This is a genomic window from Streptomyces sp. NPDC002092 (assembly GCF_053593775.1).
Genome location: NZ_JBSFDG010000009.1, coordinates 112,083 through 137,828 on the forward strand (window position 1 = coordinate 112,083; position 25,746 = coordinate 137,828).

Annotated in this window: 24 protein-coding genes and 1 pseudogene; 10 read left to right on the forward strand and 15 right to left on the reverse strand. The window is 70.5% G+C overall.

Annotated features, from left to right (window positions below):
* Positions 1–77: 77 nt before the first annotated feature.
* The 10 genes and pseudogenes from ACWCRD_RS21880 to ACWCRD_RS21925 all read right to left on the reverse strand — a co-directional run bounded on the left by ACWCRD_RS21880 (position 78) and on the right by ACWCRD_RS21925 (position 9,393).
* Entirely contained in the window at positions 78–923 is an 846-nt protein-coding gene (locus ACWCRD_RS21880) for a DUF6807 domain-containing protein (RefSeq protein ID WP_450967473.1), read from the reverse strand.
* Complete coding sequence (locus ACWCRD_RS21885; RefSeq protein ID WP_450967474.1) at positions 923–2,068, reverse strand: Gfo/Idh/MocA family protein; 1,146 nt, start codon at positions 2,066–2,068, stop codon at positions 923–925. Before ACWCRD_RS21885 ends, ACWCRD_RS21880 begins: the two co-directional genes overlap by 1 nt.
* Positions 2,065–2,448, reverse strand: a complete 384-nt coding sequence (locus tag ACWCRD_RS21890) for a hypothetical protein (RefSeq protein WP_450967475.1) — start codon at positions 2,446–2,448, stop codon at positions 2,065–2,067. The genes ACWCRD_RS21885 and ACWCRD_RS21890 overlap by 4 nt, the downstream gene beginning before the upstream one ends.
* Positions 2,445–3,329 carry a carbohydrate ABC transporter permease gene (locus ACWCRD_RS21895; RefSeq protein WP_450967476.1) on the reverse strand — a complete coding sequence of 295 codons (885 nt, stop codon included), beginning with the start codon at positions 3,327–3,329 and terminating at the stop codon, positions 2,445–2,447. The genes ACWCRD_RS21890 and ACWCRD_RS21895 overlap by 4 nt, the downstream gene beginning before the upstream one ends.
* Complete coding sequence (locus ACWCRD_RS21900) at positions 3,326–4,261, reverse strand: carbohydrate ABC transporter permease (protein ID WP_450967477.1); 936 nt, start codon at positions 4,259–4,261, stop codon at positions 3,326–3,328. Before ACWCRD_RS21900 ends, ACWCRD_RS21895 begins: the two co-directional genes overlap by 4 nt.
* Positions 4,262–4,426: 165 nt before the next feature.
* Positions 4,427–6,157 (reverse strand): L-arabinonate dehydratase, encoded by a 1,731-nt coding sequence (araD, locus tag ACWCRD_RS21905; RefSeq protein ID WP_450967478.1) that lies wholly within the window; start codon positions 6,155–6,157, stop codon positions 4,427–4,429.
* Positions 6,154–7,065, reverse strand: coding sequence for a dihydrodipicolinate synthase family protein (locus tag ACWCRD_RS21910; protein WP_450967479.1), 912 nt, complete (start codon positions 7,063–7,065; stop codon positions 6,154–6,156). The genes araD and ACWCRD_RS21910 overlap by 4 nt, the downstream gene beginning before the upstream one ends.
* Positions 7,062–7,766, reverse strand: coding sequence for a GntR family transcriptional regulator (locus ACWCRD_RS21915; RefSeq protein WP_450967480.1), 705 nt, complete (start codon positions 7,764–7,766; stop codon positions 7,062–7,064). Before ACWCRD_RS21915 ends, ACWCRD_RS21910 begins: the two co-directional genes overlap by 4 nt.
* Before the next feature lie 159 nt (positions 7,767–7,925).
* Positions 7,926–8,715: pseudogene (locus tag ACWCRD_RS21920) on the reverse strand (MBL fold metallo-hydrolase).
* 84 nt (positions 8,716–8,799) lie between these two features.
* The gene (locus tag ACWCRD_RS21925) at positions 8,800–9,393 is read right to left on the reverse strand and encodes a TIGR03086 family metal-binding protein (protein ID WP_450967481.1); all 594 of its coding nucleotides are present in this window, start codon (positions 9,391–9,393) and stop codon (positions 8,800–8,802) included.
* A gap of 123 nt (positions 9,394–9,516) precedes the next feature.
* Between ACWCRD_RS21925 and ACWCRD_RS21930 the strand changes: the two genes are divergently transcribed.
* Positions 9,517–10,746 (forward strand): MFS transporter, encoded by a 1,230-nt coding sequence (locus ACWCRD_RS21930; RefSeq protein ID WP_450967482.1) that lies wholly within the window; start codon positions 9,517–9,519, stop codon positions 10,744–10,746.
* Between the two features lie 302 nt (positions 10,747–11,048).
* Here ACWCRD_RS21930 and ACWCRD_RS21935 read toward each other — a convergent pair whose 3' ends face one another.
* The gene (locus tag ACWCRD_RS21935) at positions 11,049–12,212 is read right to left on the reverse strand and encodes a hypothetical protein (protein ID WP_450967483.1); all 1,164 of its coding nucleotides are present in this window, start codon (positions 12,210–12,212) and stop codon (positions 11,049–11,051) included.
* Between the two features lie 47 nt (positions 12,213–12,259).
* Positions 12,260–13,201 carry a 5-dehydro-4-deoxyglucarate dehydratase gene (locus ACWCRD_RS21940; protein WP_450967484.1) on the reverse strand — a complete coding sequence of 314 codons (942 nt, stop codon included), beginning with the start codon at positions 13,199–13,201 and terminating at the stop codon, positions 12,260–12,262.
* Positions 13,202–13,433: 232 nt separating this feature from the next.
* Here ACWCRD_RS21940 and ACWCRD_RS21945 point away from each other — a divergent pair, with 232 nt between their 5' ends.
* The 8 genes from ACWCRD_RS21945 to ACWCRD_RS21980 all read left to right on the forward strand — a co-directional run bounded on the left by ACWCRD_RS21945 (position 13,434) and on the right by ACWCRD_RS21980 (position 21,816).
* Positions 13,434–14,243 carry an NAD-dependent epimerase/dehydratase family protein gene (locus tag ACWCRD_RS21945; protein WP_450967485.1) on the forward strand — a complete coding sequence of 270 codons (810 nt, stop codon included), beginning with the start codon at positions 13,434–13,436 and terminating at the stop codon, positions 14,241–14,243.
* 284 nt (positions 14,244–14,527) lie between these two features.
* Positions 14,528–15,307, forward strand: a complete 780-nt coding sequence (locus ACWCRD_RS21950; RefSeq protein WP_450967486.1) for a DeoR/GlpR family DNA-binding transcription regulator — start codon at positions 14,528–14,530, stop codon at positions 15,305–15,307.
* Positions 15,308–15,418: 111 nt separating this feature from the next.
* The gene (locus ACWCRD_RS21955; RefSeq protein WP_450967487.1) at positions 15,419–16,792 is read left to right on the forward strand and encodes an ABC transporter substrate-binding protein; all 1,374 of its coding nucleotides are present in this window, start codon (positions 15,419–15,421) and stop codon (positions 16,790–16,792) included.
* A complete protein-coding gene (locus ACWCRD_RS21960; protein ID WP_450967488.1) occupies positions 16,789–17,727 on the forward strand; it encodes a carbohydrate ABC transporter permease in 939 nt (312 codons plus the stop codon). The genes ACWCRD_RS21955 and ACWCRD_RS21960 overlap by 4 nt, the downstream gene beginning before the upstream one ends.
* Complete coding sequence (locus ACWCRD_RS21965; RefSeq protein ID WP_450967489.1) at positions 17,724–18,572, forward strand: carbohydrate ABC transporter permease; 849 nt, start codon at positions 17,724–17,726, stop codon at positions 18,570–18,572. The genes ACWCRD_RS21960 and ACWCRD_RS21965 overlap by 4 nt, the downstream gene beginning before the upstream one ends.
* Positions 18,569–19,558, forward strand: coding sequence for a zinc-dependent alcohol dehydrogenase family protein (locus tag ACWCRD_RS21970; RefSeq protein ID WP_450967490.1), 990 nt, complete (start codon positions 18,569–18,571; stop codon positions 19,556–19,558). The genes ACWCRD_RS21965 and ACWCRD_RS21970 overlap by 4 nt, the downstream gene beginning before the upstream one ends.
* A gap of 80 nt (positions 19,559–19,638) precedes the next feature.
* A complete protein-coding gene (locus tag ACWCRD_RS21975) occupies positions 19,639–20,355 on the forward strand; it encodes an RNA-guided endonuclease TnpB family protein (RefSeq protein ID WP_450967491.1) in 717 nt (238 codons plus the stop codon).
* A 252-nt stretch (positions 20,356–20,607) separates the two neighbouring features.
* Positions 20,608–21,816, forward strand: a complete 1,209-nt coding sequence (locus tag ACWCRD_RS21980; protein ID WP_450967690.1) for a TerD family protein — start codon at positions 20,608–20,610, stop codon at positions 21,814–21,816.
* A 49-nt stretch (positions 21,817–21,865) separates the two neighbouring features.
* Here the strand turns inward: ACWCRD_RS21980 and ACWCRD_RS21985 are convergent, their stop codons facing one another.
* Complete coding sequence (locus ACWCRD_RS21985) at positions 21,866–22,444, reverse strand: TetR/AcrR family transcriptional regulator (RefSeq protein ID WP_450967492.1); 579 nt, start codon at positions 22,442–22,444, stop codon at positions 21,866–21,868.
* Positions 22,445–22,583: 139 nt separating this feature from the next.
* Here ACWCRD_RS21985 and ACWCRD_RS21990 point away from each other — a divergent pair, with 139 nt between their 5' ends.
* Positions 22,584–24,041 (forward strand): MFS transporter, encoded by a 1,458-nt coding sequence (locus ACWCRD_RS21990; protein ID WP_450967493.1) that lies wholly within the window; start codon positions 22,584–22,586, stop codon positions 24,039–24,041.
* On the opposite strand, the gene ACWCRD_RS21995 is transcribed toward ACWCRD_RS21990, so the two are convergent.
* Together ACWCRD_RS21995 and ACWCRD_RS22000 are read right to left on the reverse strand one after the other, a co-directional pair.
* The gene (locus ACWCRD_RS21995) at positions 24,038–25,054 is read right to left on the reverse strand and encodes a 1-aminocyclopropane-1-carboxylate deaminase (RefSeq protein WP_450967494.1); all 1,017 of its coding nucleotides are present in this window, start codon (positions 25,052–25,054) and stop codon (positions 24,038–24,040) included. The two genes, ACWCRD_RS21990 and ACWCRD_RS21995, sit on opposite strands and share 4 nt — an antisense overlap.
* 20 nt (positions 25,055–25,074) lie before the next feature.
* Positions 25,075–25,722: a GntR family transcriptional regulator gene (locus ACWCRD_RS22000; protein ID WP_450967495.1), complete on the reverse strand. Its 648-nt coding sequence runs from the start codon at positions 25,720–25,722 to the stop codon at positions 25,075–25,077.
* Positions 25,723–25,746 lie beyond the last annotated feature (24 nt).

Genomic DNA, 25,746 nt, shown 5'->3' on the forward strand with positions numbered 1-25,746 from the left:
GCGGGGGGTCGCGGCGGGAACCGCTCAACGACCAGCCAAGTCCGGCTGGACGGTCGGGTCCGGGCGGACGCCGGGCGTCACTGACTCACTGTCTTGCGGACCAGTGCTGCCGCCTCGTTGCGGCTCAGGCGGCCGTCGGCGACGACGGTGATGATGCGCCGTACGACGGTCTCGGCGGGCGCGATCGGGAGGCGGTCGGTGTGGGCCAGGGACGAGCCCACACCCGGGTATTCGGCGGTGCGTACGAACCACGGGTCGCGGCGGGTGGTGTCCGTGGCGCCGGCGAAGACCAGGGTCCAGGTGGTGCCCGCTAGGGCCGGCCAGTCGGCGCGGGTGGCATGCACCTCAGCCTCACCCTCGCGGTCGGCGGTGAAGACGTGCGGCGTGTCGTACTCCTTGCGGGCGCGCCAGAAGAAGCCGCCGTACGCCGCGTCGGGGCGTCCGTTGGTGGCCGGGCTGCCGATCGACAGCGGCCTGTCGGTGACGTTCGTGAGCGAGAACGTGAAGTCCAACGCCCAGGCGGTGTCGGTGAGTTCGGTGGCGGCGACCGTGCGGCACTCGCGCAGCAGCTCGCCGCCTGACGCCACCCAGCGCAGTTCCTCCACGAATCCGTCGGGGTCGCGCAGCTGGAAGGCGGTGTGGCGCTGGGCGCCGTGGTTGTCCAGCTCGGTCGGGCCCCGGTCGCGTACGTAGGTCCGCCCGCCCCAGAAGTTGTGCCCCTCGACATCGGGAACGGCGACACCGACGCCGAGGTGGTGGGTGTGGTCGGCGGGGCTCAGCTCGGTGACCGCCGTGCCCGCCAGGGTGGTGACGGGGTGCAGATAGGGGCGCGGTGAGAGCCGGGCCGGCAGTTCAGGCCGGGTGACGTAGCGGCCGACCGGGCGGCCGGCGACGCGCAGGACGGGCGAGTCGATGGTCGTCATCACATGCTCACCTCTTTCGGTGGGGCCCAGGTGGCGCCGAGCTCGGAGTAGAGGGAGAGGGTGTCGGCGGCGGCTGCCACGAGTCCGTCGATGCCGGGAACGACCCTGCGGCCCTCGTCGGGGACCAGGTGCCAGGCCCCGGCCGGCAGCGGAGCCGGGTCGGGGGCCTGCCGAATCGCTTCGACGACCCTCATGAAGGCGCCGGTTGCGTCCGGGGTGACCAGGAGGTCGGCGCCGTCGGTGAGGTGGTCGACGAGGTTCTCCAGCAGGTCGGTGCGGCCGTACTCGTACTCCTCGGGGCCGTGGTCGGCGCGCTGGAGCAGGACGCGGTCCTGCTTGTACCAGTAGGTGATCCGGCCGCGGGTGCCGTGCACGACGACATACGGCTCGTCGTCCCGCTCGGCGCACAGGGTCGCGGCGACGGTGACCTTGCGGCCCGGTGCGGTGGTGATGCGGACGCAGGAGGTGTCGTCGGAATCGATGTCGTTGGCGCGCAGCAGCTCGAGCTCGATGCCGGTGACGTCCTCGGCGTGTGGGGTGCCGTTGACGGCCAGTGCGGTGGCCACGGCGTGTGCGAGGGGGTTGGTGAGCACGCCGTCGATGACGTCGACACCGTTCAGGCGCCGTTTGCCCGCCCAGGGCGCCCGCCGGTAGTAGGCCTCGGGGCGCACCCAGGCACCGGCACCGCCGACCCCGACGAGCTCGCCGACGGCGTTCTCGGCGACCATCCCGAGGATGCCGGGGACGGCGTGCGAGCCCAGCGACTGGAAGCCGATCTGGCAGACCACGCCCGCCTCGGCGACCCCGTCGGCCATCCGCCGGAACTCGGCGTACGACGGCGCGGGCGGCTTCTCCAGCAGCAGATGTACGCCCCTGCGGGCGGCCGTGAGCGCCAGGTCGGTGTGGGTGGGGATCGGGGTGCAGATCACGGCGATCCGGGCGCCGGTGGAGTCGAGGAGCGCGCCGAAGTCGGCGGACTGCTCGGGCGTGCCGAGGCCCTCCGGTATCTCGTCCGCGGTCAGCGGGGTCAGCTCGCAGATGCCTGCCAGCCGTACGATCCCCTTGTCCTGGAGCCGGCGGATGTTGTCCAGGTGCCAGCGGCCGTGGCCGCGCGCGCCCGCCAGGACGATGTCTACGGTGCTCATGAGATCCTCCCGGCGCCCGCGCCGTGCGCCACCTCTCGGTCGGCCGCCTCGGCGCTGTCGATCTTTGTGTGCAGGGTAGGCGGCCGGCTGACCTCGGCCGTGAGGTCGCGCTCGCTGCCCGAGTCGTAGACGTTGTAGATCGCCAGGAGGTCCACCGGGTGGCCGTTGAAGAGGATGCCGGCCAGGCCGGCGCGGTCGGTGGCGGTGCAGACGCGGGCGTCGTCGGCGGCCGACCCGCCGGTCGTGCCGCTGCCGTGGGCGGCCCAGCCGTCGTCGGCGGGGAGGGTGTCGCGGCTGGTGTCGCGGGCCGATTCGGCGTGTGCCGGTATGCACAGCGCGCCCAACCGGGCAGCCCCGAAGGCGAGGTGACGGGCTCTCATCCCTTCACCGCCCCCGCACTGAACCCCGTGATCAGCCACTTCTGGATGAAGGCGAAGACGATCACGACGGGTACGGCCGCGATGATGCCGCCCGCGGCGAGCGCGCCGAGGTCGACGCTGTCCGCGCTCATCAGGGTGTTGAGGCCGACGGGGATGGTCTGCTTGCTCTGGTCGCTCAGGAACATCAGGGCGAACAGGAAGTGGTTCCAGGCGTGCACGAAGGCGAAGGAGCCGACGGCGATCAACCCGGGCCGCAGCAGCGGCAGTACGACGATACGGAAGGCGGTGAACCGGTTGCAGCCGTCGACCCAGGCGGCCTCTTCGAGCGAGTACGGCACGTTCCGGATGAAGCCGCTGATCAGGATCATCGACAGCGGCAGCTGGAAGACGGTCTCGGCGATGATGACGCTCACGAGTGAGTTGATCATCCGCAGGTTGGCGAAGATCTCGAAGAGCGGAACGAGGAGCAGCGCGCCCGGCACGAACTGCGTGCAGAGCAGGGCCAGCATGAACGCCTTCTTGATCTTGAAGTTGAACCGGGCGAGGGCGTAGCCGCCGGCCAGGGCGACGAGGGTCGTCATCACCAGGGTCGCGATGCCGACGAGCACGCTGTTCTGGAAGTAGGTGCCGAAGGCCCGCTCGTTCCAGACCTTCTCGAAGTGGTCGAAGGTCATCGGCCACGGCACGAGGGAGGTCGAGCCGGCCGGGCGGAGAGCGAAGAGCAGGATCCAGTAGAAGGGGATCAGGGTGAAGAGGAGGTAGATCGACAGGGGGACGTAGATCTGCCGGCGGGGGACCTCGTCCCAGGCGCGGCGCTTCTTCCTCGGCCGGGCGGGCTGGGCGGCCACGCGCTCCGGCGCGGGTGCGATCTCGGTGATCACTTCTCCTCACCTCCGAACTTGCTCAGGCGCAGATAGACGATCGAGAAGAAGAGCAGAATCACGAACGCCACCGTGGTCAGGGCCGATGCGTAGCCGAAGTTGTGGGCGTCCACGCTGGTGTTGGCGATGTAGAGCGGGAGGGTCGTGGTCTCGCCGGCCGGTCCGCCGCCGGTGAGGGTGTAGAGCAGGTCGACGTTGTTGAACTCCCACACCGCGCGCAGCAGCGTCGACAGCACGATCGCGTCCTTCAGATGGGGCAGCGTGATGTGCCAGAACTGCTTGACGCGGCTCGCGCCGTCGACCTCGGCGGCCTCGTAGAGGTCCTTCGAGACGGACTGCAGGTCGGCGAGGATGAGGATCGCGAAGAAGGGGACACCGCGCCACAGGTCGGCGACTATCGCCGCGGGGAAGACGGTCGAGGTGTCCGAGAGCCAGCTGGTGCCGTACGAGCCGATGCCCATGTCCGCGAGGTAACGGGTGATGCCCGTCTGGGAGTTGTAGAGCAGCACCCAGATCGCCGAGGTCAGCACACCGGACACGGCCCACGGCGAGAAGACGAGCGCCCGGCCCACCGCCCGCCCCACGAAGGTCTGGTTGACGATGAGGGCGAGTGCGAGACCGAACAGCAGTTGCAGGCCCACTTCTACGACGACCCACTTGGCGCTGAAGGTCAGCGTGTCCCAGAACTGGGTGTCCTTGGTGAAGATCTGGACGAAGTTGTCGAAGCCCGCGTAGCCGTTCCGCCACGGCTTGGTGGGGTTGAAGTTCTGCAGGCTGTAGTAGAAGACGCTGATCACCGGGTAGGCGATGAAGCCCAGCATGAGCAGGGCCGCCGGGGCGATCAGCAGATACGGCAGCCTGCGCGGCGTGGCGGAGGCACGGCGCCGCCGGGGTGGCGCGGGCGGGTTCGCCACGGCTGCGGCTTGGGCCATGACAGGTCTCCGTTCTCGGTACGGCTGCCTTGCGGGGCAAGCGCTTTCTCGGTGCGCATGGGGTGCCGCTTGCGGCTGGACTGCGAGTGCGGGCTTGCGGTGGCATGTCGCGCCCGCGCGGCGGAGCCGCATATCGATACGGCCCCGCGCCCCTGACGGGGCGCTTCAGCTTGCGTAGGGGTCTGGGACCTTGCCTGGGCCGGCCAGGAACCTGAAGTCGCAGCCGGTGTCTGCCTGGGTGATCTGGTCGTTGTAGAGGGCGCCGTAGCCGCGTTCACAGCGGGTGGGCGGGGGTGTCCAGGCCGCCTTGCGCTGCTCCAGCTCCTCGTCGTCCACGTGGAGATGGAGGGTGCGTGCCTCGACGTCGAGGGTGATGAGGTCGCCGGTGCCGACGAGGGCGAGCGGGCCGCCGACGTACGACTCGGGGGCGATGTGCAGTGCGCAGGCGCCGTAACTCGTGCCGCTCATCCGGGCGTCGGAGATACGGACCATGTCCCGTACGCCCTGCTTGAGCAGGTGGTCCGGGATCGGCAGCATGCCGTACTCGGGCATGCCGGGGCCGCCCTTGGGGCCGGCGTTGCGCAGCACCAGCACGCTGTCGGCGGTGATGTTCAACTCCGGGTCGTTGATGGTGCGTTGCATGGTCTTGTAGTCGTCGAAGACGACCGCGGGGCCGGTGTGCTTGAGCAGGTGGCTCTCGGCGGCGATGTGCTTGATGACGGCGCCGTCGGGGCAGAGGTTTCCGCGCAGGACGGCGACTCCTCCCTCGGCGGCGACCGGGTTCTCGCGGGTGCGGATGACGTCGTCGTCGTGGACGACGGCGCCCTCGATCTGCTCGCCCAGAGTGCCGTTGACCGTCGGGCGGTCCAGGTGCAGCAGGTCGGTGATCCGCGAGAGGAAGGCGGGCAGGCCGCCGGCGAAGTAGAAGTCCTCCATGAGGTACGTCTGTCCGCCGGGACGGACGTTGGCCAGCACCGGCACGGTCCGCGCGATGCGGTCGAAGTCGTCCAGGGTGAGGGGCACTTGGCAGCGGCCCGCCATCGCGATCAGGTGGATGACCGCATTGGTGGAGCCGCCGAGCCCGAGCACCGTGGTGACGGCGTCCTCGAAGGCCTCGCGGGTGAGGATCCCGGACGGCTTGAGCCCGGTCCAGGCGAGGTCCACGGCGCGGCGCCCGGAGGCGGCGGCCATCCGCTCGTGCCCGGAGTCGACGGCCGGGATCGAGGAGGCGCCCGGCAGCGTCATGCCGAGGGCTTCCGCGGCCGCGGTCATCGTGGAGGCGGTCCCCATGGTCATGCAGTGACCGGGGGAACGCGCCAACCCGCCCTGCAGCTCCCGCAGTTCGCAGTCCGTGAGGTTTCCCGCGCGGTGCTCGTCCCAGTACTTCCACATGTCGGTGCCGGAGCCGAGGGTCTCACCGCGCCAGTGCCCCGGCAGCATCGGTCCGGCGGGCACGAAGATCGACGGTACGTCGGCCGAGGCCGCGCCCATGAGCAGCGCCGGGGTCGACTTGTCGCAGCCCCCGAGCAGCACCGCCGCGTCCACCGGATACGACCGCAGCAGCTCCTCCGTCTCCATCGCGAGCAGGTTGCGGTAGAGCATGGGGGTCGGCTTCTGGTAGGTCTCCGAGAGCGTGGCGACCGGGAACTCCAGCGGGAAGCCCCCCGCCTGCCACACGCCCCGCTTGACCGCCTCGGCCCGCTCACGCAGATGGACGTGGCAGGGGTTGATGTCCGACCAGGTGTTGAGCACGGCGATCACCGGGCGGCCCCGGTACTCCTCCGCCTCGTAACCCAGCTGGCGCATCCGGGCGTTGTGCGACCAGGTGCGCAGCTGGCCCTCGGTGCCGTACCACTGGTGGCTTCTGAGGTCCTCGGGACGCATTCTGTCGGTCATATCGACCATCCGGCGGCTATGGCGGCGACCTCGGCGCGCTCGTCCTCGGAAAGGGTGCTGCTCGGCGGGCGGACGTCGCGGCGGCACAGGCCGAGGGAGGCGAGGGCCTCCTTGACGACGGTGACGTTGTTGGCGGAGCCGTTCGCCGCGCGGAGTTCCTCGAAGCGGCGGATCTGCTCCCAGACCTTCATGGCGCCCGGGTAGTCGCCGGACCGAAGCGCTTCGATCATGTTCAGCGAGACGGACGGGGCGACGTTCACGAGTCCGGAGGTGAAGCCGGTGGCGCCCGCGGAGAAGTACGAGGGCGCGTAGGGCTCGGCGAGACCGGCGACCCACACGAAGCGGTCGAGCCCCGCGTCCCGTGCGAAGGCGGCGAACTTGGCGGCGTCGGGGACGGCGTACTTGACGCCGATGACGTTCGGGCAGGTGTCGGCGAGTTCGGCGAGACGGGCGCCGGCCAGCTGGGCGTTGCGGATGTAGGGGACGACACCCAGCTCGGGGACGGTCTCGGCGATGGCGCGGTGGTAGTCGACCCAGCCGCCCTGGGAGACATACGGATGGACGGGCTGATGGACCATCACCATCTGGGCGCCCTGCTCACGGGCGTGCCGGGCGGCGGCGACGGCGGTGGGCACGTCGTGGCCGACGCCGACGAGGATCGCGGCGCGGTCGCCGGTCTCCTCGATGGTCAACTCGGTGACGAGACGGCGCTCTTCGGGGGAGAGCGCGTAGAACTCGCCGGTGTTTCCGTTGGGGGTGAGGATGCCGATTCCGCCCTCGAGCAGCCGACGCAGCAGGGCCCGGTGGGCGTCCTGGTCGACGGTGCCGTCCTCGGCGAACGGAGTCACCGGGATCGCCACCACGTCGGCCAGGGCCGCCCGTTGGGTCTCGAACGTCACGCTGCTCATCCGGTACCTTCCTGGTTCGCTGCCTGGTTCGCTGCCTGGTTCGCTGCCTGGTCCGTGACCTGGTCGGTTGCCTGGGGGAAGGCTCGCTCGACGAAGGACGCGATATGGGCGTGCAGGGCGCGGGCCGCGCCGTCGGCGTCGCCCGCCAGGGCGAGCCGCAGGATCTCCCGGTGCTCGCCGGCCTCCCGCTCCCAGGAGGGCGAGGCCGCCCAGGCCACCGCGGAGACGAGGGCCGCCTGGTCGCGGACCTCGTCGAGCATGCGGCCGAGCAGCGGGTTGCCGCAGGGCAGATACAGGGCGCGGTGGAACTCCCGGTTGGCGAGGGACCGTTCGGCGGTGTCGGTGGCGTCGTCGGCACTGGTCAGCGCCGTGCGTGCGGCGTCGAGGGAGGCCCCTCGCCGCACCGCCCGCCGGAGCGCCTCGGGCTCCAGCAGCAGCCGCACGTCGTAGACCTCGCGCGCCATGTCCGCGTCCACCATGCGCACCGTCACGCCCTTGTACTGGCTCATCACGACGAGCCCGGTACCGGCGAGCGTCTTGAGCGCCTCACGCACGGGGGTCTTGGACACCCCGAACTGTGCGGCGAGCTCGGTCTCGACCAGGGCCTGGCCCGGCGTCAACTGCCCGGTGAGGATGCGGTGTTTGATCGCGTCCAGCACGTACTGCGTGCGGGACGGGATCGGCATGGGCACAGAGGTCATGCGCGCCTCTCGGAAGTCACGTATCAGATCTCGGGTATCTGATCTCGCGTATCGCGTCTCATATATGACGTACGAAGTACGACGCGTTGAAGGTAGGAGGGGGCGCATGTCTCGTCAATGCTTCTGACAAAGGAAGTTGGGGTTGCGGGGTTCGGACGTTCAGACGGTGGTGGTCTCGCCCTCGCGGGCCGTGGTGGTGTGGCCGACGAAGGCGGCAGCGGCGCGTTTCGTCGCCGACTCGCGGGTGAGAGTGGGTCCGACGTGGGTGACGAGCAGTCGGCTCGCGGCCGCCGCGCGGGCCGCTTCGCCGGCGTCCTCGGGGGTCAAGTGCACCTGTTCGCCTTCGCGATGGGTGTCGATGTCGGCCTCGCACAGGAACAGATCGGCGCGGGCGGCGAGTCGGCCGAGCGCGGCGCACGGTCCGCTGTCCCCGGAGTAGGCGAGCACGCGTCCGTCGGCTTCCGCGCGCAGCCCGTATGCCTCGACATCGTGGACGACGGCGCGGGAGGTGAGGAGCAGGTCCCCGTATCGGGCGGTGTGGCCGTCGTGCAAGGTACGGAAGTCGAGGATGCCGCTGAGGAATCCGGCGTCGGGGCGTCCGAAGAACCCGGCGAGGCGCTGGGCGCAGTCGCCGGGTGCGTGGACCGGAATGGGCGCGGGCGGGGTGAGTCCGCCGTACGCGAGTCCGTACACCGCGGACAGCAGATCGGCGATGGGGGCACCGCCCGGTCGAGCGAAGTTCGAGACTGGGGGAGGTCGGCGTGCAGGTGCGAGATCCAGATGGCGCTCAGGCGGGTCGGGTCCGTGTGCTGCTGCAATGCGGCGAAGCTGCCGGGCCCGGCATCGACCCACACTTCGGCGCCCCGCCGCGCAGGAGATACCCGGAGCAGGGGTGGCCGGGCTGCGGGTGCGGGGAGGCAGTGCCAAGGACGGTGAGGGTGAGGGGCATGCGGGGAGCGTACGGTCCGCTCGCACGCCAGAGCCCTTGTTCACGGCAGGCGCACCCGCGGCCGGCTCGCTCCCGCCCCGCCCGTCACGGCGTGGGCACCCACCCGGGGTCGCGCCCGCTGAGCCCCACCGCCCGATCGAGCAGCGGAGCATCCGGCGGTACGGGCACCACGGGCCCGAAGATGCCCCCGCCCCGGCTCGGGTCGTTGGCCGCGGCCAGCAGGAAGTCGTGGGAGGCCTGGAGTGCGGCCGGGTCGGGGATGTAGTCCTGGCCGGTGGCGCGGGCCAGGTCCCAACCGTGGATGACCAGTTCGTCCACTGCGACGGCAGCGGCGACCTCGCCGGGCAGGTCGACGCCGCCGGCCCTGGTCATGCCGGTCCACGCGGCCGGGTCGCGCCAGGCCTCGGCCAGTTCGTCGAGGACCTTGGGCAGGGCCTCGCGCCAGTCGGGGGCCAGGTCCGGGGCGGCGGCGCCGGGGTTGGTGTCGGTCGTGACGCCCAGGTCCTTGCGGGCCGCGTCGCGGAAGGCGACGGACAGTCCGAGCAGATGGCCCAGCATGTTGCGCACCGCGTAGTCCGGGCAGGGCGTCGGATCCGCCAGCTGCTCCTCGTTCACGCCCGCCGCGAGCCGCGCGATGACGCGGGTCTGGGGTCCGAGATCGAGGGTCGTGTCACTCATGCCCTGCTCCTCACAGTCGTGTCTCGTCGATGTAGACCGACCGCGCCCCCGAAACTCATCGCAGCCCGGTTAAGGCACTTGCCTCATCCCCGGCCGGGGGCCTTAGACCCACCATGGCCAGGCATGACGACATCGACATGGGCGGTCGTGCGGGTCCTGCGGGACCGCAATGCGGGCCTGTATCTCGCCGGTGTGGTGATCTCCGGCTTCGGGACGTCGGCGCTGTGGCTGGCGTCCGGCGTATGGGTCAAGGAGCTGACCGGCTCCGACGGACTGGCCGCGCTGTGCCTGCTCGCCATGTGGGCACCCACGCTCGCCGGCCCCCTGCTCGGCACCCTCGCCGACCGGCTCCGCCGCAAACCCCTGTTGATCGGCGCGAACCTGCTCCTGGCCGCGCTCCTGCTCACCCTCTTCACCGTCGACTCCCCGAGCCGGCTGTGGCTGCTGTACACGGTCCTGTTCGTGTACGGCGCCGCGGGCGTCGTCCATGGCGCCGCCGAGTCGGCTCTCGTCGCGGCCGCGGTCGACCGGTCCCTGCTGGGCGACTTCAACGGGCTGCGCATGACGGCGACCGAGGGCATGAAGCTGGTCGCCCCACTCGCGGGCGCGGCCCTCTTCGCGGCGTACGGCGGCCCGGGCGTCGCCCTGCTGGACGCCATCACGTTCGTGCTGGCCACGGGCCTGTACGCCCTGCTGCGGGTCCGCGAGGAGAACCCCCAGCCGCCGGACCGCCGGACAGGGACCGCGGAGGGCATCAGGTACCTCTGGAAGCACGCCCGACTGCGCCCCCTCGTCCTGGCGGGCGGCACCACGATGTTCTGCGCGGGCCTGTCCGGGGCACTGCTCTACGCCGTCATCGACGGCCTCGGCCACTCCCCTGCCTACGCCGGTGTCCTGTACGCCGTCCAGGGCATCGGCTCGGTGGCCGTCGGCCTGGCCTCCGGCCCGACCCTGCGCCGCCTGGGCGAACACCGCTTCGCGGCCTACGGGATCGCCCTCACGGGCATCGCGATCGCCGCCCGGGCCACCCCCTCGGACCCGGTCGCCCTGCTGTGCAGCGCGGCGATCGGAGCAGGGCTCCCCTGCGTCCTGATCGCGGCACTGACCGCCGTACAGCACGAGACACCGAACGCCCTGCGCGGCCGAACGGCCGCCACGGCCAACACACTCCTCTTCACACCGAACGTGCTAGGTCTGGCCACAGGGGCAGCCCTGGTCGAACTCACGGACTACCTCCTCCTGCTACTGGCCCTGGGCGCAACTCTGCTGCTTACGGCCACGCGACTCCTCCAACGCCCGACGAGCACCGAGCACACCGTTTCCAGGTCACGGTCCGACGCCGACCGGTGGTGACCCAGCCGCGGTTTGTCCGCCCACGCCGTGTCCGCGGCCAGGAGGCCGAGCTTGCGCCCATCCCCTGCGAGGGGTGCCAGCAGACCCCTGGCGCGGCCCTGCCGCCCGGCTGGCTCAGATGCCCGGCGAGCGCAGACCGCACCGCCTGCAGGTCACCGCCCGACGCCAACCCCGCCTCACACAGCGACAGTTCGACCGCCCCCACCTCCCCGCCTGCATCGCATCCGCGGCCAGAGGCCCCGGCGAAGGGCGCCGGCAGGCCCGTGGCGCAGCCCTGCCACCCGCCGCCCGGCCCAGCCCCCTCAGAGCCCGGCGAGCGCCGACCGTACCGCCTCCAAGTCGTCGTCCGACGCCAACCCCGCGTGATACAGCCGCAGTTCGGTCGCGCCCCGGCGCGCTGCCTGCACCGCGTCCGTGGCCAGCGTGGCCGGGGTGCCGCCCATTCCGGCGACCACGGGGAAGTTGGCGGCGATGACGGCCCCTTTTCGGCCCTGCTCGGCGAAGGGTGTCAGCAGGTCCGTGCCGCCCGCGCACGGTACGACCACGCCGTCCGCGACGGAGAGGATGTGGGCGGGGTCCACGCCGGGATTGGCTCCGACGTGGTACGTCACGGGGTCGGCGTGCAGCAGGACCTGGAAGCCGTCGGGGGCCGCCGCGCGCACCGCCCGGACCGCGGTCTCCTGGAGCGTGCGGGCGGTTTCGTCGCGCCACGCGCGCGTGGCGGACGCCTTCGCCTCGCCGAGCAGCTTCTCGGCCCCCGCCCAGCCGCCGTCGTCGGGCGCACCCCGCCACAGGGGCTCCAGTGCGTCGCGTACGGCGGCCGCCAACTCGTCGGCGTCCAGGCCCTGTTCGGCGTAGCCGGTCCGGCAGGCCGGGCAGAAGCAGAGCGCCATCAGGTACATCCCGGCGTCGCCGAGGTCCACCCCGCCGGTCTTGTCGTGCGCGTGCAGATGCTGGAGGCCGTACCAGCCGAGCGACTCCAGTTCCGTGCCGCGCGCTCCCGGTCGTACGGCCGCCTCGACGGCCAGGTCGACAAGGTACGCGCGCGTGGCGGGCTGCGCGATGCAGGGGGCCCAGGGGTAGCGGTCGCCGTAGGCGTTGACGACGGAGGTGCCCGGATGCTCGGCGCCCAGGCGGGAGTTGTGGGCGAGGACGACCCAGGTGTGCACCTCCAGGCCGGCGTCCGCGAGAGCCGCGGCCGCCTCGCCGTGGGCGTTTCCGGGCGCCCAGTCCCCGGCCGGGTAGGGGCGCAGCGCACGCCCTTCCCAGCGGCCGTCGGTGGGATACAGCACGGCCGCGTGCTCGGCGGTGACGATGCGGTGGCGCGGGTGGCGGGGCGTCAGCGCACGTGTGGAGTGGTACGCGGAGGCCAGCGTCACCTGCTGCACCCCGAGCTCGGCGATGCGGCCCGCGGCCGCCGGGTCCCCGTTGACGTCCCAGGGGTAGACGAAAGTCGACGCCTTCACTGGCTCTCCCCCTTCACTGGCTCTCCCCCTTCACTGGCTCTCCGCCTTCACTTGTTCTCTTCCAACAGCGCATACCCGCGCTCGATCAGCTCGGCGAGCTGCTTGACATGATCCTCGGCGGGCTCGTGCAGCGGCGGCCGTACCTCCCCGACGTCGAGCCCGCGCAGCCGCACGCCCGCCTTGACCAGGGCGACGGCGTAACCGCGCCCCTGTGCGCGCAGTTCGACGAACGGCCGGTAGAAGCCGTCGAGGAGCCGGTGCGCGGTGGCGGTGTCACCGGACTCCAGCGCCCGGTGGAAGGCCAGCGCGATCTCCGGGGCGAAGCAGAAGACGGCGGAGGAGTAGAGCGGGACGCCGATCGCGCGGTAGGCGAGCTGGGTCTGCTCGGCGGTCGGCAGCCCGTTGAAGTAGAGGAAGCCGCCGGGGACCTCGCCGCGGACGGCGCTGATGATGCGCTGCATGAGGTCGAGGTCGCCGAGGCCGTCCTTGAAGCCGATGATCCCGTCCGTGCGGGCCAGTTCGACGACGGACTCCGGGGTGAACACGGCGTTGTCACGCTGGTAGACGATCACGGGCAGCGCGGTCGCTGCGGCCACCTCCCGGTAGTGCCGCAGCAGCCCCTCCTGACCGGCGAGTACGAGGTACGGCGGCATGGCCAGCAGCCCGTCCGCCCCGGCGGCCTCCGCCACGCGCGCGTACCGGACGGCGAGCGCGGTGCCGTACCCCGCTCCGGCCACCACCGGCACCCGGCCGTCCGCCGCCTCCACCGCCACCCGCACGCACGCCTCGAACTCCTCGGGCGTGAGCGCATGGAACTCGCCGGTGCCGCAGCATGCGAAGACCGCGGCGGCCCCGCCCTCGACCCCGCGGCGCACATGGGCGCGGTACACGTCGAGCTCGACCGAGCCGTCGGGGCCGTAGGCGGTGACCGGGAAGAACAGCGGCCCGCTGGGGATGCCGAGTCGAGCGGCGAGAGGGACTGACGTCACGGGTACTCCCGATTTCGATACCGATTCCACGGTCATGATCCGTGTCTACATTTCTGAACGCCACCACGCTAAGGTGCCACTTTACGGCCGGTCAAGCGCGCCCACCGGCATCACATCAGCGGATTTCCCCATTTCGCAGAGCCCTTGACGGGGTACGGCGCGGCTCCTTAGCGTGTCCACGGATGTGAATAAGGTGCACGCATGCGCCCCGCCAACCGAAGGAGAAGCGAGGATGCCAGCCCCCCGCACCGTTCTGCTCACCGGCGCCGCCGGCGGGCTCGGCACCCTGATGCGGAACCTGCTGCCCGCCTTCGGCTACGAACTGCGCCTCCTCGACGTACGCCCGATCGAGGGCGACCCGGACGCCGTCACCGCGGATCTCGCCGACAGGAAGGCCCTGCGCGAGGCCGTGCGGGGCGTCGACGCGATCATCCACCTGGCCGGCATCTCCCTGGAAGCCCCCTTCGAGAAGATCCTCGCGGCGAACATCGAGGGCACGTACAACCTGTACGAAGCGGCGCGCGAGGAGGGCGTCGGCCGTATCGTCTTCGCCTCCTCCAACCACGCGGTCGGCTTCACCCCGCGCCCCCGGGGCTCCGACCCGCTGATCCCCATCGACACCCCGCGCCGCCCGGACACCTTCTACGGCCTGTCCAAGTCCTTCGGCGAGGACCTCGCGCAGCTCTACTGGGACAAGCACGGCCTGGAGACGGTCTCGGTGCGCATCGGCTCCTGCTTCCCCGAGCCCACCAGCGTGCGCATGCTGTCCATCTGGATGAGCCCGGCCGACGGCGCCCGCCTCTTCCACGCGGCCCTGACCGCACAGAACGTCGGCCACACCGTCGTCTACGGCTCCTCGGCCAACACCCGCCTGTGGTGGGACCTGTCCACGGCACGGGCGCTCGGCTACGACCCCCAGGACGACTCCGAGCCGTACGCGGAAAAGCTGATCGCCGAGCAGGGCGAACTGGAGCCCGACAACATCGCCCACGCCTACCTGGGCGGCCACTTCGTGAGCGACCCCCCGATCTGGCCGTACTGAGTCCTCCGACGCCGTCAAAAGGCGGGAAACGATCGTTCGCGGGGGCGGCCGGGCACGGAACGGGCCCGCCCGCCCCCGCATTCGGTCACCGCACCTGCCCGATCCCACGCCGCCACCCACAGCCCCGCAGGTCCGAGGCGGGCACTCCGCTCGGCAAACGGGCACACACGGGCAGCATCGGCCCTGCAACAGGCCTGGTCAGTGCCGCACGCCAGGGGTAGAACTTCCTGCGAGGGCCCCACCGGGCCCGAACGGGCAGCACGGCACGAGGGCAGGTGACGGCGATGACGGCGAACACTGCGAAGAGCGCGGAAGAGCGCCAGCGGGAGATCGTGCGGGCCGCGCGCGCCACCGGCTCGGTGGACGTCACCGCGCTCGCCGCCGCACTGGGCGTCGCCAAGGAGACCGTACGGCGGGATCTGCGCGCCCTGGAGGACCACGGCCTCATCCGCCGCACCCACGGCGGTGCCTACCCCGTGGAGAGCGCAGGCTTCGAGACGACGCTCGAGTTCCGCGCCACCAGCCACGTGCCGGAGAAGCGCCGGATCGCGGCCGCCGCGGCCGAGCTGCTCGGGGACGCCGAGACGGTCTTCGTCGACGAGGGCTTCACCCCGCAGCTCATCGCCGAGGCACTGCCCAGGGACCGGCCGCTGACCGTGGTCACCGCATCCCTGCCGGTCGCGGGCGCACTGGCCGAGGCCGACACCATCTCGGTCCTGCTGCTCGGCGGCCGGGTCCGCTCCGGCACCCTGGCCACCGTCGACCACTGGACGACGAAGATGCTGGCCGGCTTCGTCCTCGACCTCGCCTTCATCGGCGCCAACGGCATCTCCCGCGAGCACGGCCTGACCACCCCCGACCCCGCGGTCAGCGAGGTCAAGGCGCAGGCCATCCGGGCCGCGCGCCGCACGGTCTTCGCGGGCGTGCACACCAAGTTCGGGGCGGTCAGCTTCTGCCGGTTCGCGGAGATCGGCGCACTGGAGACCATCGTCACGAGCACCCTGCTCCCCTCGTCCGAGGCCCACCGCTACTCACTCCTGGGCCCACAGGTCATCCGCGTCTAGAGAGCCCGTCCGCGCCCGCACGCTGCGCGTCTGAAATTCCAACTCACCTTCCCCAGGGCACTTCCACGCCCGCAACCGCCCCTTGTCTCCCCATATGTACAGGAGCGATCCATGCGCACCCCGAGCCGACGACGGCCACCGCGAGCAACGCTCGCCATGGCCGCCGCAGGGACGCTGCTCGCCCCGCTGCTCTCCGGCTGTTGGGTCGGGGCGGGCGGGTCCGGTTCCGGCGGCAACTCCATCAACGTCCTGATGGTCAACAACCCGCAGATGGTGGAGCTGCAGAAACTCACGAAGGCGCACTTCACCAAGGAGACCGGCATCAAGGTGAACTTCACCGTGCTGCCGGAGAACGACGTCCGCGACAAGATCAGCCAGGACTTCGCCAACCAGGCGGGCCAGTACGACGTGGCGACGCTCAGCAACTACGAGATCCCGATCTACGCCAAGAACAGCTGGCTGCACGAGATGAACTCGTATGTCGCCAAGGACCCCGGCTACGACGAGCAGGACGTCCTGAAGCCGATGCGGCAGTCCCTGACCGCCGACGACGGAAAGCTCTACGGCCAGCCCTTCTACGGCGAGTCGTCCTTCCTGATGTACCGCAAGGACATCTTCGCCGAGAAGGGCCTGACGATGCCGGCCCATCCCACCTGGGACCAGGTGGCGAAGCTGGCCGCCGAGGTCGACGGGGCGAAGTCCGGGATGCGCGGCATCTGTCTGCGCGGACTGCCCGGCTGGGGCGAACTGATGGCACCGCTCACCACCGTGGTGAACACCTTCGGCGGCACCTGGTTCGACAAGAACTGGAAGGCCGAACTCGACTCCCCCGCCTTCGAGAAGGCGACGAGGTTCTACGTCGACCTGGTACGCAGGCACGGCGAGTCCGGCGCCGCCCAGTCGGGCTTCGCCGAGTGCCTCAACAACATGACCCAGGGCAAGGTCGCCATGTGGTACGACGCCACCTCCGCGGCCGGATCGCTGGAGGCCAAGGGCTCCCCCGTCAAGGGCAAGCTCGGCTACGCCCCCGCCCCCGTCGAGAAGACCGACTCCTCCGGCTGGCTCTACACCTGGGCCTGGGGCATCCAGAAGGCCTCCCACAACCCCGACAAGGCCTGGAAGTTCGTGTCCTGGGCCTCCAGCAAGCAGTACGAGCAGCTCGTCGGCGACACCAGCGGCTGGTCCGACGTCCCCGCCGGCAAGCGGGCGTCGACGTACACCAATGCCGACTACCGCAAGGAGGCCGGCGCCTTCCAGGAGATGACCAGGGAGGCCATCGAGGGCGCCAAGCCCGACAACCCGGGGGTGCAGCCGCGCCCCGCGCCCGGCATCCAGTTCGTCGGCATCCCCGAGTTCACCGATCTCGGCACCAAGGTCTCCCAGGAGATCAGCGCAGCCATCGCCGGACGGCAGTCCGTCGAATCGGCGCTCAGGAAGTCCCAGCAGCTCGCCGAGAAGATCTCGAAGGAGTACGAGGGACGATGACCGCCACGACAACGGCTCCCCTGGCCGCAACTCCCGTACGCACCACCCGCCGGCCCTCCGCCCGGCTGAAGGCCTGGTCCACCCGGGCCCCGCTGCTGCCCGCCCTGGTCTTCATGATCGTGGTGACGCAGTTGCCGTTCGTGGCCACCCTGGTGATCTCGTTCTTCGACTGGAACGCCCTGTACCCCAAGGCCCGCCACTTCACCGGGTTCGACAACTACCAGCAGGTGCTTTCCGACGCCGACCTGCGCCGATCGGTGTGGACGACGGTCCTGCTGACGGTGACGGTGGTCCTGGTCAGCCTGGTCCTCGGCCTGGTGCTCGCGCTGCTCCTGGACCGGAGGTTCCGGGGCCGGGGAGTGGTCCGCACCCTGCTGATCGCCCCCTTCCTGGTGGTCCCGGTGGCCGCGGCCCTGCTGTGGAAGCACGTCCTGTACAACCCCGAATACGGCCTGCTCAACGGCCTGTTGCACTACGTGGGCGGCCCGCAGCCGGACTGGATATCCAACACCCCGCTGCTCGCCGTCGAGGCCTCCCTCATCTGGCAGTGGACACCGTTCATGATGCTGATCCTGCTGGCGGGGCTGCAGAGCCGCGACAGCCAGCAGCTCGAGGCCGCACGCGTGGACGGCGCGAACGACTGGCAGATCTTCCGCCACCTCACGCTCCCGCACCTGCGCAGATATCTGGAGCTGGGCGCCCTGCTCGGCTCGATCTACATCGTCCAGAACTTCGACGCGGTCTTCACCATCACCTCGGGCGGCCTTGGCACCGCCAACCTCCCCTACACCGTCTACCAGAGCTTCTACCAGGCCCACGAGAACGGCCTCGCCTCGGCCGCGGGCGTCCTGGTGGTCATCGGCTCGATCATCATCGCGACCTTCGCCCTGCGCGTCGTGTCGTCCCTGTTCCGCGAGGAGGTGTCCCGCGCATGAGCACGGTCGCCGTACGAACGAGCCCCCGCCGCAAGGGAGTCGGCCTGGGCCTGGTGGCCTGGCTGCTCGGCGTCGTCTTCTTCCTGCCCATCGCCTGGATGGCGCTGACGTCCTTCCACTCGGAGTCGGACGCGGCGACCAACCCGCCGTCCTTCGGCGCCGCCCTCACCCTCGACGGCTACCGCGAGTTCTTCGGCACGGGCGGCGGCGCGAGCCCCTGGCCGGCGCTGGTCAACTCCGCGGTTGCGTCGGTGGGTTCGACGGTCCTGGTCCTGCTGCTGGCCCTCCCGGCCGCGTACGCCCTGTCGATCCGGCCGGTGAAGAAGTGGACAAACGTCCTGTTCTTCTTCCTGTCCACGAAGATGCTGCCGATCGTGGCGGGCCTGCTCCCGATCTATCTGTTCGCCAAGAACACCGGGATGCTGGACAACATCTGGCTGCTGGTCATCCTCTACACCTCCATGAACCTGCCGATCGCGGTGTGGATGATGCAGTCCTTCCTCGCCGAGGTGCCGGTGGCGGTGATCGAGGCAGCGCAGATCGACGGCGCCCGGCTGCCGACGGTCCTCGCGCGCGTGGTGGCCCCGATCGCCCTGCCCGGCATCGCCGCAACGGCCCTGATCTGCTTCATCTTCAGCTGGAACGAGCTGCTGTTCGCCCGAGTCCTGACCGGCGTGGTGGCCGAGACGGCCCCCGTCTTCCTGACCGGCTTCATCACCAGCCAGGGCCTGTTCCTGGCGAAGGTGTGCGCCGCGTCGCTCGTCATCTCCCTGCCGGTGCTCGCCGCGGGGTTCGCCGCCCAGGACAAGCTGGTCCAGGGCCTGTCACTGGGAGCCGTCAAATGAAGGCCGCCGTCATCGAGTCCGTGGGCCGCGCCGTCGTCACCGAGGTCCCCGACCCGACGCCAGGGCCGCGCGAGGTCGTCGTCGAGGTCGCCGCCTGCGGCCTGTGCGGCACGGACCTGCACATCCTCCAGGGCGAATTCGCACCCAAGCTGCCGATCGTGCCCGGACACGAGTTCGCGGGCCGGGTCGTCGGGGTCGGCACCCAGGTCACGGAGGTCGCGGTCGGCGACCGGGTGGCCGTCGACCCGTCCCTCTACTGCTACGAGTGCCGCTACTGCCGTACGGGCCACAACAACCTCTGCGAACGGTGGGCCGCGATCGGCGTCACGACGGCCGGTGGCGCGGCGCAGTTCGCGGTGGCACCGGTGGCGAACTGCGTGAAGCTGCCCGAGCACGTACGCACGGAGGACGCGGCCCTGGTGGAGCCTCTTTCCTGCGCCGTCCGAGGCTACGACGTCCTCCAGTCACGCCTGGGCGCACACGTCCTGATCTACGGCTCGGGGACCATGGGCCTGATGATGCTGGAGCTCGCCAAGCGCACGGGGGCGGCGAGCGTGGACGTGGTGGACCTGAACCCGGCGCGGCTGGAGACGGCGGTACGGCTGGGGGTGTCGGGGTCGGCGGCGAACGCGGACGAGTTGGACCGGCCGCAGGGCTGGGACGTCGTGGTCGACGCGACCGGGAACGCGGCCGCGATCCAGGACGGGCTGGGGCGGGTCGCGAAGGCGGGCACGTTCCTACAGTTCGGGGTGGCGGACTATGCGACGCGGGTGACGATCGATCCGTACCGCATCTATAACAGCGAGATCACGATCACCGGCTCTATGGCCGTACTCCACAGCTTCGAACGCGCGGCGGAGTTGTTCGCTAACGGGGTCCTGGACCCCGAGATTTTCATCAGTGATCGCCTGCCTCTGGACCAGTACCCCCAGGCCCTCGACCAGTTCGCATCCGGCATCGGCAGGAAGATCGTGGTGGTCCCGTAGAGCACGACGTGCATCCGGCCCGGGCGTTTCAAAGTCCGGCGTGACTTTCCTACCGGTGGCGCGTTGTTCTCGGCGAGCGGATGGGACTTCTGTTCGCGTTCAGGGCTGATGTTCACCGGAGGAGGGCGCGTGGAGTTGCGGTACATCCTGACGCCGATCAGGCCGCAGCCCCGGACGCGACCGGCGATCTGGGCATCGACCTGGGACTGACACACTTCGCTGTCCTCTCCGACGGCTCACGTGTGACCTCACCGCGCTTTCTGCGGCGGGCAGAGAAGAAACTGAAGAAGCGACGGCGAGAGCTCGATCGCAAGCAGAAAGGGAGCAAGAACCGGGAGAAGGCCCGTGCGAAGTTGGCACGGGCGCACGCGGCAGTGGCCGACGCGCGTAAGGACTTTCACCACCAGCTGTCCACGAAGCTGATCCGAGAGAACCAATCAGTCAGTGTGGAAACGCTCAGTGTGAATGGCCTGGCGCGCGGCATACTCGCCAAGAGCGTGCACGATGCGGGGTGGGGCCAGTTCTTGGCCATGCTGGAGTACAAGGCGAGACGCTACGGGCGCAAGCTCACTCCCGTGGCCCGTCCCTTTCCCCCGAGTCGACTCTGCTCATCCTGTGGCCACTTGGATGGCCCCAAGCCCTTGTCGATCCGAATCTGGATCTGTCCCACTTGCGGAACAGCGCAGGACCGGGACTGGAACGGTGCGAAGAACATCCGAGACGAGGGCCGCCGTATCCGGGCGGCCCAGCCCGAAACACCACCCACCCCCGGGCCGGGGGCCCTCACAGCAGCGTGAGGTAAACGCCTGTGGAGCGCATGTAAGCCCCTGGTCGGCAATCAGGGCCAAGCGCGACGAAGCAGGAACCCGTCTCAAGCCGGGCCGCCACCAAGCGGCCGGGCAGGGAGGAATCTCCCGCTCGCGGGCGGGAGAGGAGGCCAAAACCAGGAGATTACGATGGCTGGCTGGGCTGGGCGGCGGGCGCCGCCAGATCGGCCTCCGGTAAGGGAACGGCAAAGCGCCCCCGCTCGTTCACCCGGCATGACAGCTATGACCCCCGGCTCGAACATCCCTCTCCCCACCGCCCGCGTGACGGTGGACGTCGCCGCCCCCGTGCGGCTCGACGTATCGGGCCTGCTGCTCACCGCCGACGGCAAAGTGCGCTCCGACGACGACTTCATCTTCTACAACCAGCCCCAGGGCCCGGGCGTGACCTACCGGTCGGGCGGGGGCACGGCGCCCGACGCGATCATCGTCGACACCGCCGCCGTCCCGCCCGGCATCGAGAAGATCGTCGTCACCGCGAGCCCGGACGCCCAGGGCCAGACCTTCCAGGGCATCGAACCGACGGCCACGATCCGCAGCGCGGACGACAACACCGTCCTGGCCACGTTCACACCCCCGCAGCTCGGCACCGAGACGGCGCTGGTGGTCGTCGAGATCTATCTGCGGGGCGGCCAGTGGAAGGCCCGCGCGGTCGGCCAGGGCTATGCCAACGGCCTGGCGGGTATCGCCACCGACTTCGGCGTCACGGTGGAGGAGCCGGCCGCGACCGCCCCGCCCCAGCCGGTCGCTCCGCCGACGCCCACGATGCAGCCCCCGGTGACCCCGCCGGCCCCGCCGCTGTCCACCACGCCGCCGCCTCCCCCGGCCCCGCCCGCCGCCGCGGCCCCCGGCACCGGGAAGATCAACCTCGACAAGGGCCGGGTCAACCTCCAGAAGAACCAGACGGTCTCCCTGGTCAAGGGTGGCCGCCCGCTGCTCTCCCAGGTCAAGATGGGCCTCGGCTGGGAGCCCGCCTACGGCGGCAAGGACATCGACCTGGACGCGTCGGTCATCGCGTACGGCCCGCAGCGCAACCACATCGACAGCTGCTACTTCGGCAAGCTGTCCATCCTGAACGGGGCGATCAAGCACTCCGGCGACAACCTCACGGGCGAGGGCGGAGGCGACGACGAGGTCATCGTGGTCGACCTCGGCCGCATCCCCCAGGACGCCACCGGCCTGGTCTTCACGGTCAACTCCTTCTCCGGACAGAAGTTCACCGAGGTCGCCAAGGCCTACTGCCGCCTCCTGGACGCGGCAACCGGCGAGGAACTCGTCCGCTTCGACCTGACCAACGCCGAACCGCAGACGGGCGTGATGATGGCCAAGCTGATCCGCCAGTTCTCCGGCGAGTGGGAGATGACAGCGATCGGCGAGTTCGTGAAGGCGCGCACGGTCCGGAACATGGTGAAGCCGGCCGCGCAGGCGCTGTAGCCCGTCATACGACGACCATGGGCGCCCCCGGCCAGGGGGCGCCCGGCGTTCACGCCTCGGTTGCGGGACGCAGACCGTCCGTCAGCAGCGACAGATAGCGGCGGATGTACTTGCCCTCGCCGTTCGCCAGCTCGGACGCCGTGGCCACACCGTGCGCCAGCCGCAGGATCTCGATCGCCTCGACGTCCTCCCGCAGCGTCCCCTCCCGCTTCGCCGCCCCGACCAGCCGTTCCGCCGCGCCCTTCACCGAATTGCCGCAGGCCGTAACCACGGCATTGCTGCCGTCCGTGACGGCCGAGCCGAGCAGGGACTTGAGACCCCTGACCTGGATCATCCCGGCGCTGAGTTCGTTCAGCCACTCCACCAGCGCCTCGCCCGGCGGCAGTTCCCGCGCGAAGTCGTCGGCGCGTGCCGCGAGCGCCTCGATGGCATCGACGTACACCGCCTCCAGCAGCGCCTGCCGCGTCGGGAAATGCCGGTACAGCGTGCCCGATCCGACCCCCGCCCGCTTGGCGATGTCGTCGAGCGACGCGCCCTCCCCATGCTCGGCGAAGGACTGCGCCGCGGCCTTCAGCAGCCGTTCGTAATTGCGCCGAGCGTCCGCACGCATGGGCCTGACCTGCGCCATCCAGATACTCCTTGCGAACCGGGGACTCTCTCCGTATCTTAGCGAGCATTAAACGGAGACAGTCCCCGCTTATCTGTGCGGGCAGTCCGCGCTGCCCGCGCACACCTTCGTCCGGGGACGCCAGACCGGGAGAAACTCCATGTCCACCCCGTCGTCCGCACCGTCCACAACGACTGACGCGCTCTCCACAGCACACCGACCCGCCAGGCTCGGCACCGTCCTCTTCGTCATCGTCACCGCCTACCTGATGGTCGGCGTCGACTCCACTGTCGTCAACGTAGCGCTGCCGGACATCCAGCAGGACCTCGACTTCAGCCGCACCGGCCTGTCCTGGGTCCTCAACGCCTACACGCTCGCGTTCGGCGGTCTGCTCCTGCTCGGCGGACGGGTCGGCGACATCGTCGGCCGCCGCCGCACCCTGGCCACCGGCGTCCTGATCTTCGCCGGCTCCTCCCTGCTCGGCGGGCTCGCCACCGACAGCGCCTGGCTGCTCGCGGCCCGCGCGCTCCAGGGTGCGGGCGCCGCGCTCACCGCCCCCAGCACCCTCGCCCTGATCACCACCAACTTCCCGGAGGGCCCGCGCCGGCACCACGCCCTCGGCATCTACTCCTCCATGGCGGGCATCGGCGCCTCCATCGGCCTGGTCCTCGGCGGCATGCTCACCTCCTGGGCGTCCTGGCGCTGGGCCCTCCTGATCAACGTCCCGATAGGGATCGGGGTGGCGCTCGCCCTGCCCCGCTTCGTCGACGAAACCCCGCGCCACGCGGGCCGGTTCGATGCGCTCGGCGCGCTGACCGGCACGGCAGGCATGACCTCACTCGTGTACGCGTTCATCCGGGTCTCCGAGGCGGGCTGGAGCAACACCCAGGCGCTGCTCGGATTCAGTACGGCCGCTGCCCTCCTCGCCGGATTCACGATCGTCGAGTCCCGGGCCGCCCAGCCGATCATGCCGCTGGGGCTCTTCTCGGACCGCAACCGCGCGGGCGGCTACGCGGGCGTGCTGTTGCTGCCGGCCGGCATGTTCGGTGCGTTCTACTTCCTGACTCTGATCAGCCAACAGGTCCTGGTGTACAGCCCGTTGCGCGCAGGATTCGCCTTCCTCCCGATGACCCTGGCGATGTTCACCACTGTCCGCTTCGTGCCGCGACTGCTGGCCCGGTTCGGTGCCAAGCCGGTTCTGCTCACCGGCACGGGCCTGCTCGTCGCCGCGGCCGCCTGGCTGTGGCGGCTCGAACCCGGTGAGGGCTACCCGGCCGGTCTGCTCGGCCCGTTGCTGCTGATGGGCATCGGTGTGGGCCTGAGCTTCATGCCGCTCAACGCGACGATTCTCGCCCGTATCGAGCCGCGCGAGGCGGGTGCCGCCTCCGGTCTCCTGCAGACCCTGCAGTGGCTCGGCGGCACCCTCGGACTGTCCGTCCTGGTCACGGTGTTCGGCACGGCGACCCGGCACGCCTCCGGTACCCCGGCCGAGGTCCTCACCGAGGGGTCGGCGCGCGCGTTCGGCGTCGGCGCGCTGATCGCGCTCGCCGCCCTGGTGGTGTCGGCGTTCGTGATCACCGGGCAGAAGCGGGAAGTCGCCCGGCGTGAAGCCGCTTAGAACAGGGCGCTGTACGCGTTGAGCGCGGGCTGGCCGCCCAGGTGTGCGTAGAGCACGGTCGAGTCCCGGCCGATCTCCCCCCGCTCGACCAGGTCCACCATTCCGGCCATCGACTTCCCCTCGTACACGGGGTCGGTGACCATTCCCTCGGTGCGGGCCGCGAGGCGCATGGCGGCCAGGGTGGTCTCGTCGGGGATGCCGTAGATGCCCGCGTGGTACCGCTCGTCCAGCTCGACGTCCGCCTCGGTCAACTCCCGCTTGGCGCCGATGAGTTGGCCGGTGTTCCGGGCGATCCGGGCGATCTGCTCCCGGGTGGTGGCGGGCTTGGCCGAGGCGTCGATGCCGAGCACGCGTCGGGGCCGTCCGCCTGCCTCCTCCAGGGCGGCGAACCCGGCGACCATGCCGGCCTGGGTCGACCCGGTGACGGAGCACACCACCACCGTGTCGAAGAAGACCCCCAACTCTCGCTCCTGCTCAGCGACTTCGTACGCCCATCCGGCGAAGCCGAGGCCGCCGAGCGGGTGGTCGGAGGCCCCGGCCGGGATGGCGTACGGCTTGCCGCCCGACTCCTCGACCTCCCTGAGCGCCTGCTCCCAGCTCTCCTTGAACCCGATCCCGAATCCGGCCCGCACCAGCCGTACGTCGGCCCCGGCGAGCCGGCTGATCAGGATGTTGCCGACCTTGTCGTACACGGAGTCCGGCCACTCCACCCAGCTCTCCTGCACCAGAACGCACTTGAGCCCGGCGCGGGCGGCGCAGGCGGCGACCTGGCGGGTGTGGTTGGACTGGACGCCACCGATGGACACGAGCGTGTCGCAGCCCTTGGCGAGCGCGTCGGCTACCAGGTACTCCAGCTTGCGGGTCTTGTTGCCGCCGTAGGCGACACCGGAGTTGCAGTCCTCGCGCTTGGCCCAGAGGGAGGCGCCGCCGAGGTGGGCGGTCAGGCGCTCCAGCGGGTGCACCGGCGAAGGGCCGAAGAGGAGCGGGTAACGCTCGTACGAGGAAAGGGACATGGGTCCTCCCGTGGTCGGGATCAGTCGCCGTCGGCGAGGTCGTCGGCGAGGGTGCGCCAGATCTCCGCGGTGACGCGGACCGCCTCAGCCACGCTGCCGTCCGCGCAGGCGTCGATCAGCTGCTCGTGCAGGCCGGCCGACCGGCAGGTGCTCTCGCCGAAGCGGCGGCGCTCCAGGCGGCGGATGAGGGGGGTGTAGCGGGCGATGGTGGCGGCGGCCGCGTGGTTGCCTGCGACGCGGACGAGCACGTCGTGGAGTTCGTCGTCGGCGCGCAGGGCAGCGTCGACGTCGCCCGAGCCGACGGCCGCGGCGAACCCTTCGTTGGCCTCGCGCATCGCCTGGACGTCCGCGGCGAACAGTCGGGGCACGGCGATGCGCGTGGCCAGTTCGTGCATGGCGCCGACCACGGCGGCGGCGTCCCGCACCTCGGCGGTGACGACCGGGGTGACCCGCGTGTAGCTCTGCGGCTTGCTCTCCAGCAGTCCCTCGTCCACCAGCCGGGAGAAGGCCTGTCGTACCGGCGCCCGGGACAGCCCGAGCCGCTCGGCGAGCTCGGCGTCCCGCACCACGGCGCCGGGCTCGAGCTGCCCGGCCACGATGGCGTCCCGGATGGATTCGTAGGCGCGGTCCCTGAGAAGGGTGCGCGCGACGGGTCGAATGGCCTCCACGAACTGAAATGTTAGATATCAATA

Coding starts and splice junctions, on each gene's coding strand:
- ACWCRD_RS21880 (WP_450967473.1), bottom strand. CDS start 923: ATGACGACCATCGACTCGCCCGTCCTGCGCGTCGCCGGCCGCCCGGTC.
- ACWCRD_RS21885 (WP_450967474.1), bottom strand. CDS start 2,068: ATGAGCACCGTAGACATCGTCCTGGCGGGCGCGCGCGGCCACGGCCGC.
- ACWCRD_RS21890 (WP_450967475.1), bottom strand. CDS start 2,448: ATGAGAGCCCGTCACCTCGCCTTCGGGGCTGCCCGGTTGGGCGCGCTG.
- ACWCRD_RS21900 (WP_450967477.1), bottom strand. CDS start 4,261: ATGGCCCAAGCCGCAGCCGTGGCGAACCCGCCCGCGCCACCCCGGCGG.
- araD (WP_450967478.1), bottom strand. CDS start 6,157: ATGACCGACAGAATGCGTCCCGAGGACCTCAGAAGCCACCAGTGGTAC.
- ACWCRD_RS21910 (WP_450967479.1), bottom strand. CDS start 7,065: ATGAGCAGCGTGACGTTCGAGACCCAACGGGCGGCCCTGGCCGACGTG.
- ACWCRD_RS21915 (WP_450967480.1), bottom strand. CDS start 7,766: ATGACCTCTGTGCCCATGCCGATCCCGTCCCGCACGCAGTACGTGCTG.
- ACWCRD_RS21925 (WP_450967481.1), bottom strand. CDS start 9,393: ATGAGTGACACGACCCTCGATCTCGGACCCCAGACCCGCGTCATCGCG.
- ACWCRD_RS21930 (WP_450967482.1), top strand. CDS start 9,517: ATGACGACATCGACATGGGCGGTCGTGCGGGTCCTGCGGGACCGCAAT.
- ACWCRD_RS21945 (WP_450967485.1), top strand. CDS start 13,434: ATGCCAGCCCCCCGCACCGTTCTGCTCACCGGCGCCGCCGGCGGGCTC.
- ACWCRD_RS21950 (WP_450967486.1), top strand. CDS start 14,528: ATGACGGCGAACACTGCGAAGAGCGCGGAAGAGCGCCAGCGGGAGATC.
- ACWCRD_RS21955 (WP_450967487.1), top strand. CDS start 15,419: ATGCGCACCCCGAGCCGACGACGGCCACCGCGAGCAACGCTCGCCATG.
- ACWCRD_RS21960 (WP_450967488.1), top strand. CDS start 16,789: ATGACCGCCACGACAACGGCTCCCCTGGCCGCAACTCCCGTACGCACC.
- ACWCRD_RS21965 (WP_450967489.1), top strand. CDS start 17,724: ATGAGCACGGTCGCCGTACGAACGAGCCCCCGCCGCAAGGGAGTCGGC.
- ACWCRD_RS21970 (WP_450967490.1), top strand. CDS start 18,569: ATGAAGGCCGCCGTCATCGAGTCCGTGGGCCGCGCCGTCGTCACCGAG.
- ACWCRD_RS21975 (WP_450967491.1), top strand. CDS start 19,639: ATGGGACTTCTGTTCGCGTTCAGGGCTGATGTTCACCGGAGGAGGGCG.
- ACWCRD_RS21980 (WP_450967690.1), top strand. CDS start 20,608: ATGACCCCCGGCTCGAACATCCCTCTCCCCACCGCCCGCGTGACGGTG.
- ACWCRD_RS21985 (WP_450967492.1), bottom strand. CDS start 22,444: ATGGCGCAGGTCAGGCCCATGCGTGCGGACGCTCGGCGCAATTACGAA.
- ACWCRD_RS21990 (WP_450967493.1), top strand. CDS start 22,584: ATGTCCACCCCGTCGTCCGCACCGTCCACAACGACTGACGCGCTCTCC.
- ACWCRD_RS21995 (WP_450967494.1), bottom strand. CDS start 25,054: ATGTCCCTTTCCTCGTACGAGCGTTACCCGCTCCTCTTCGGCCCTTCG.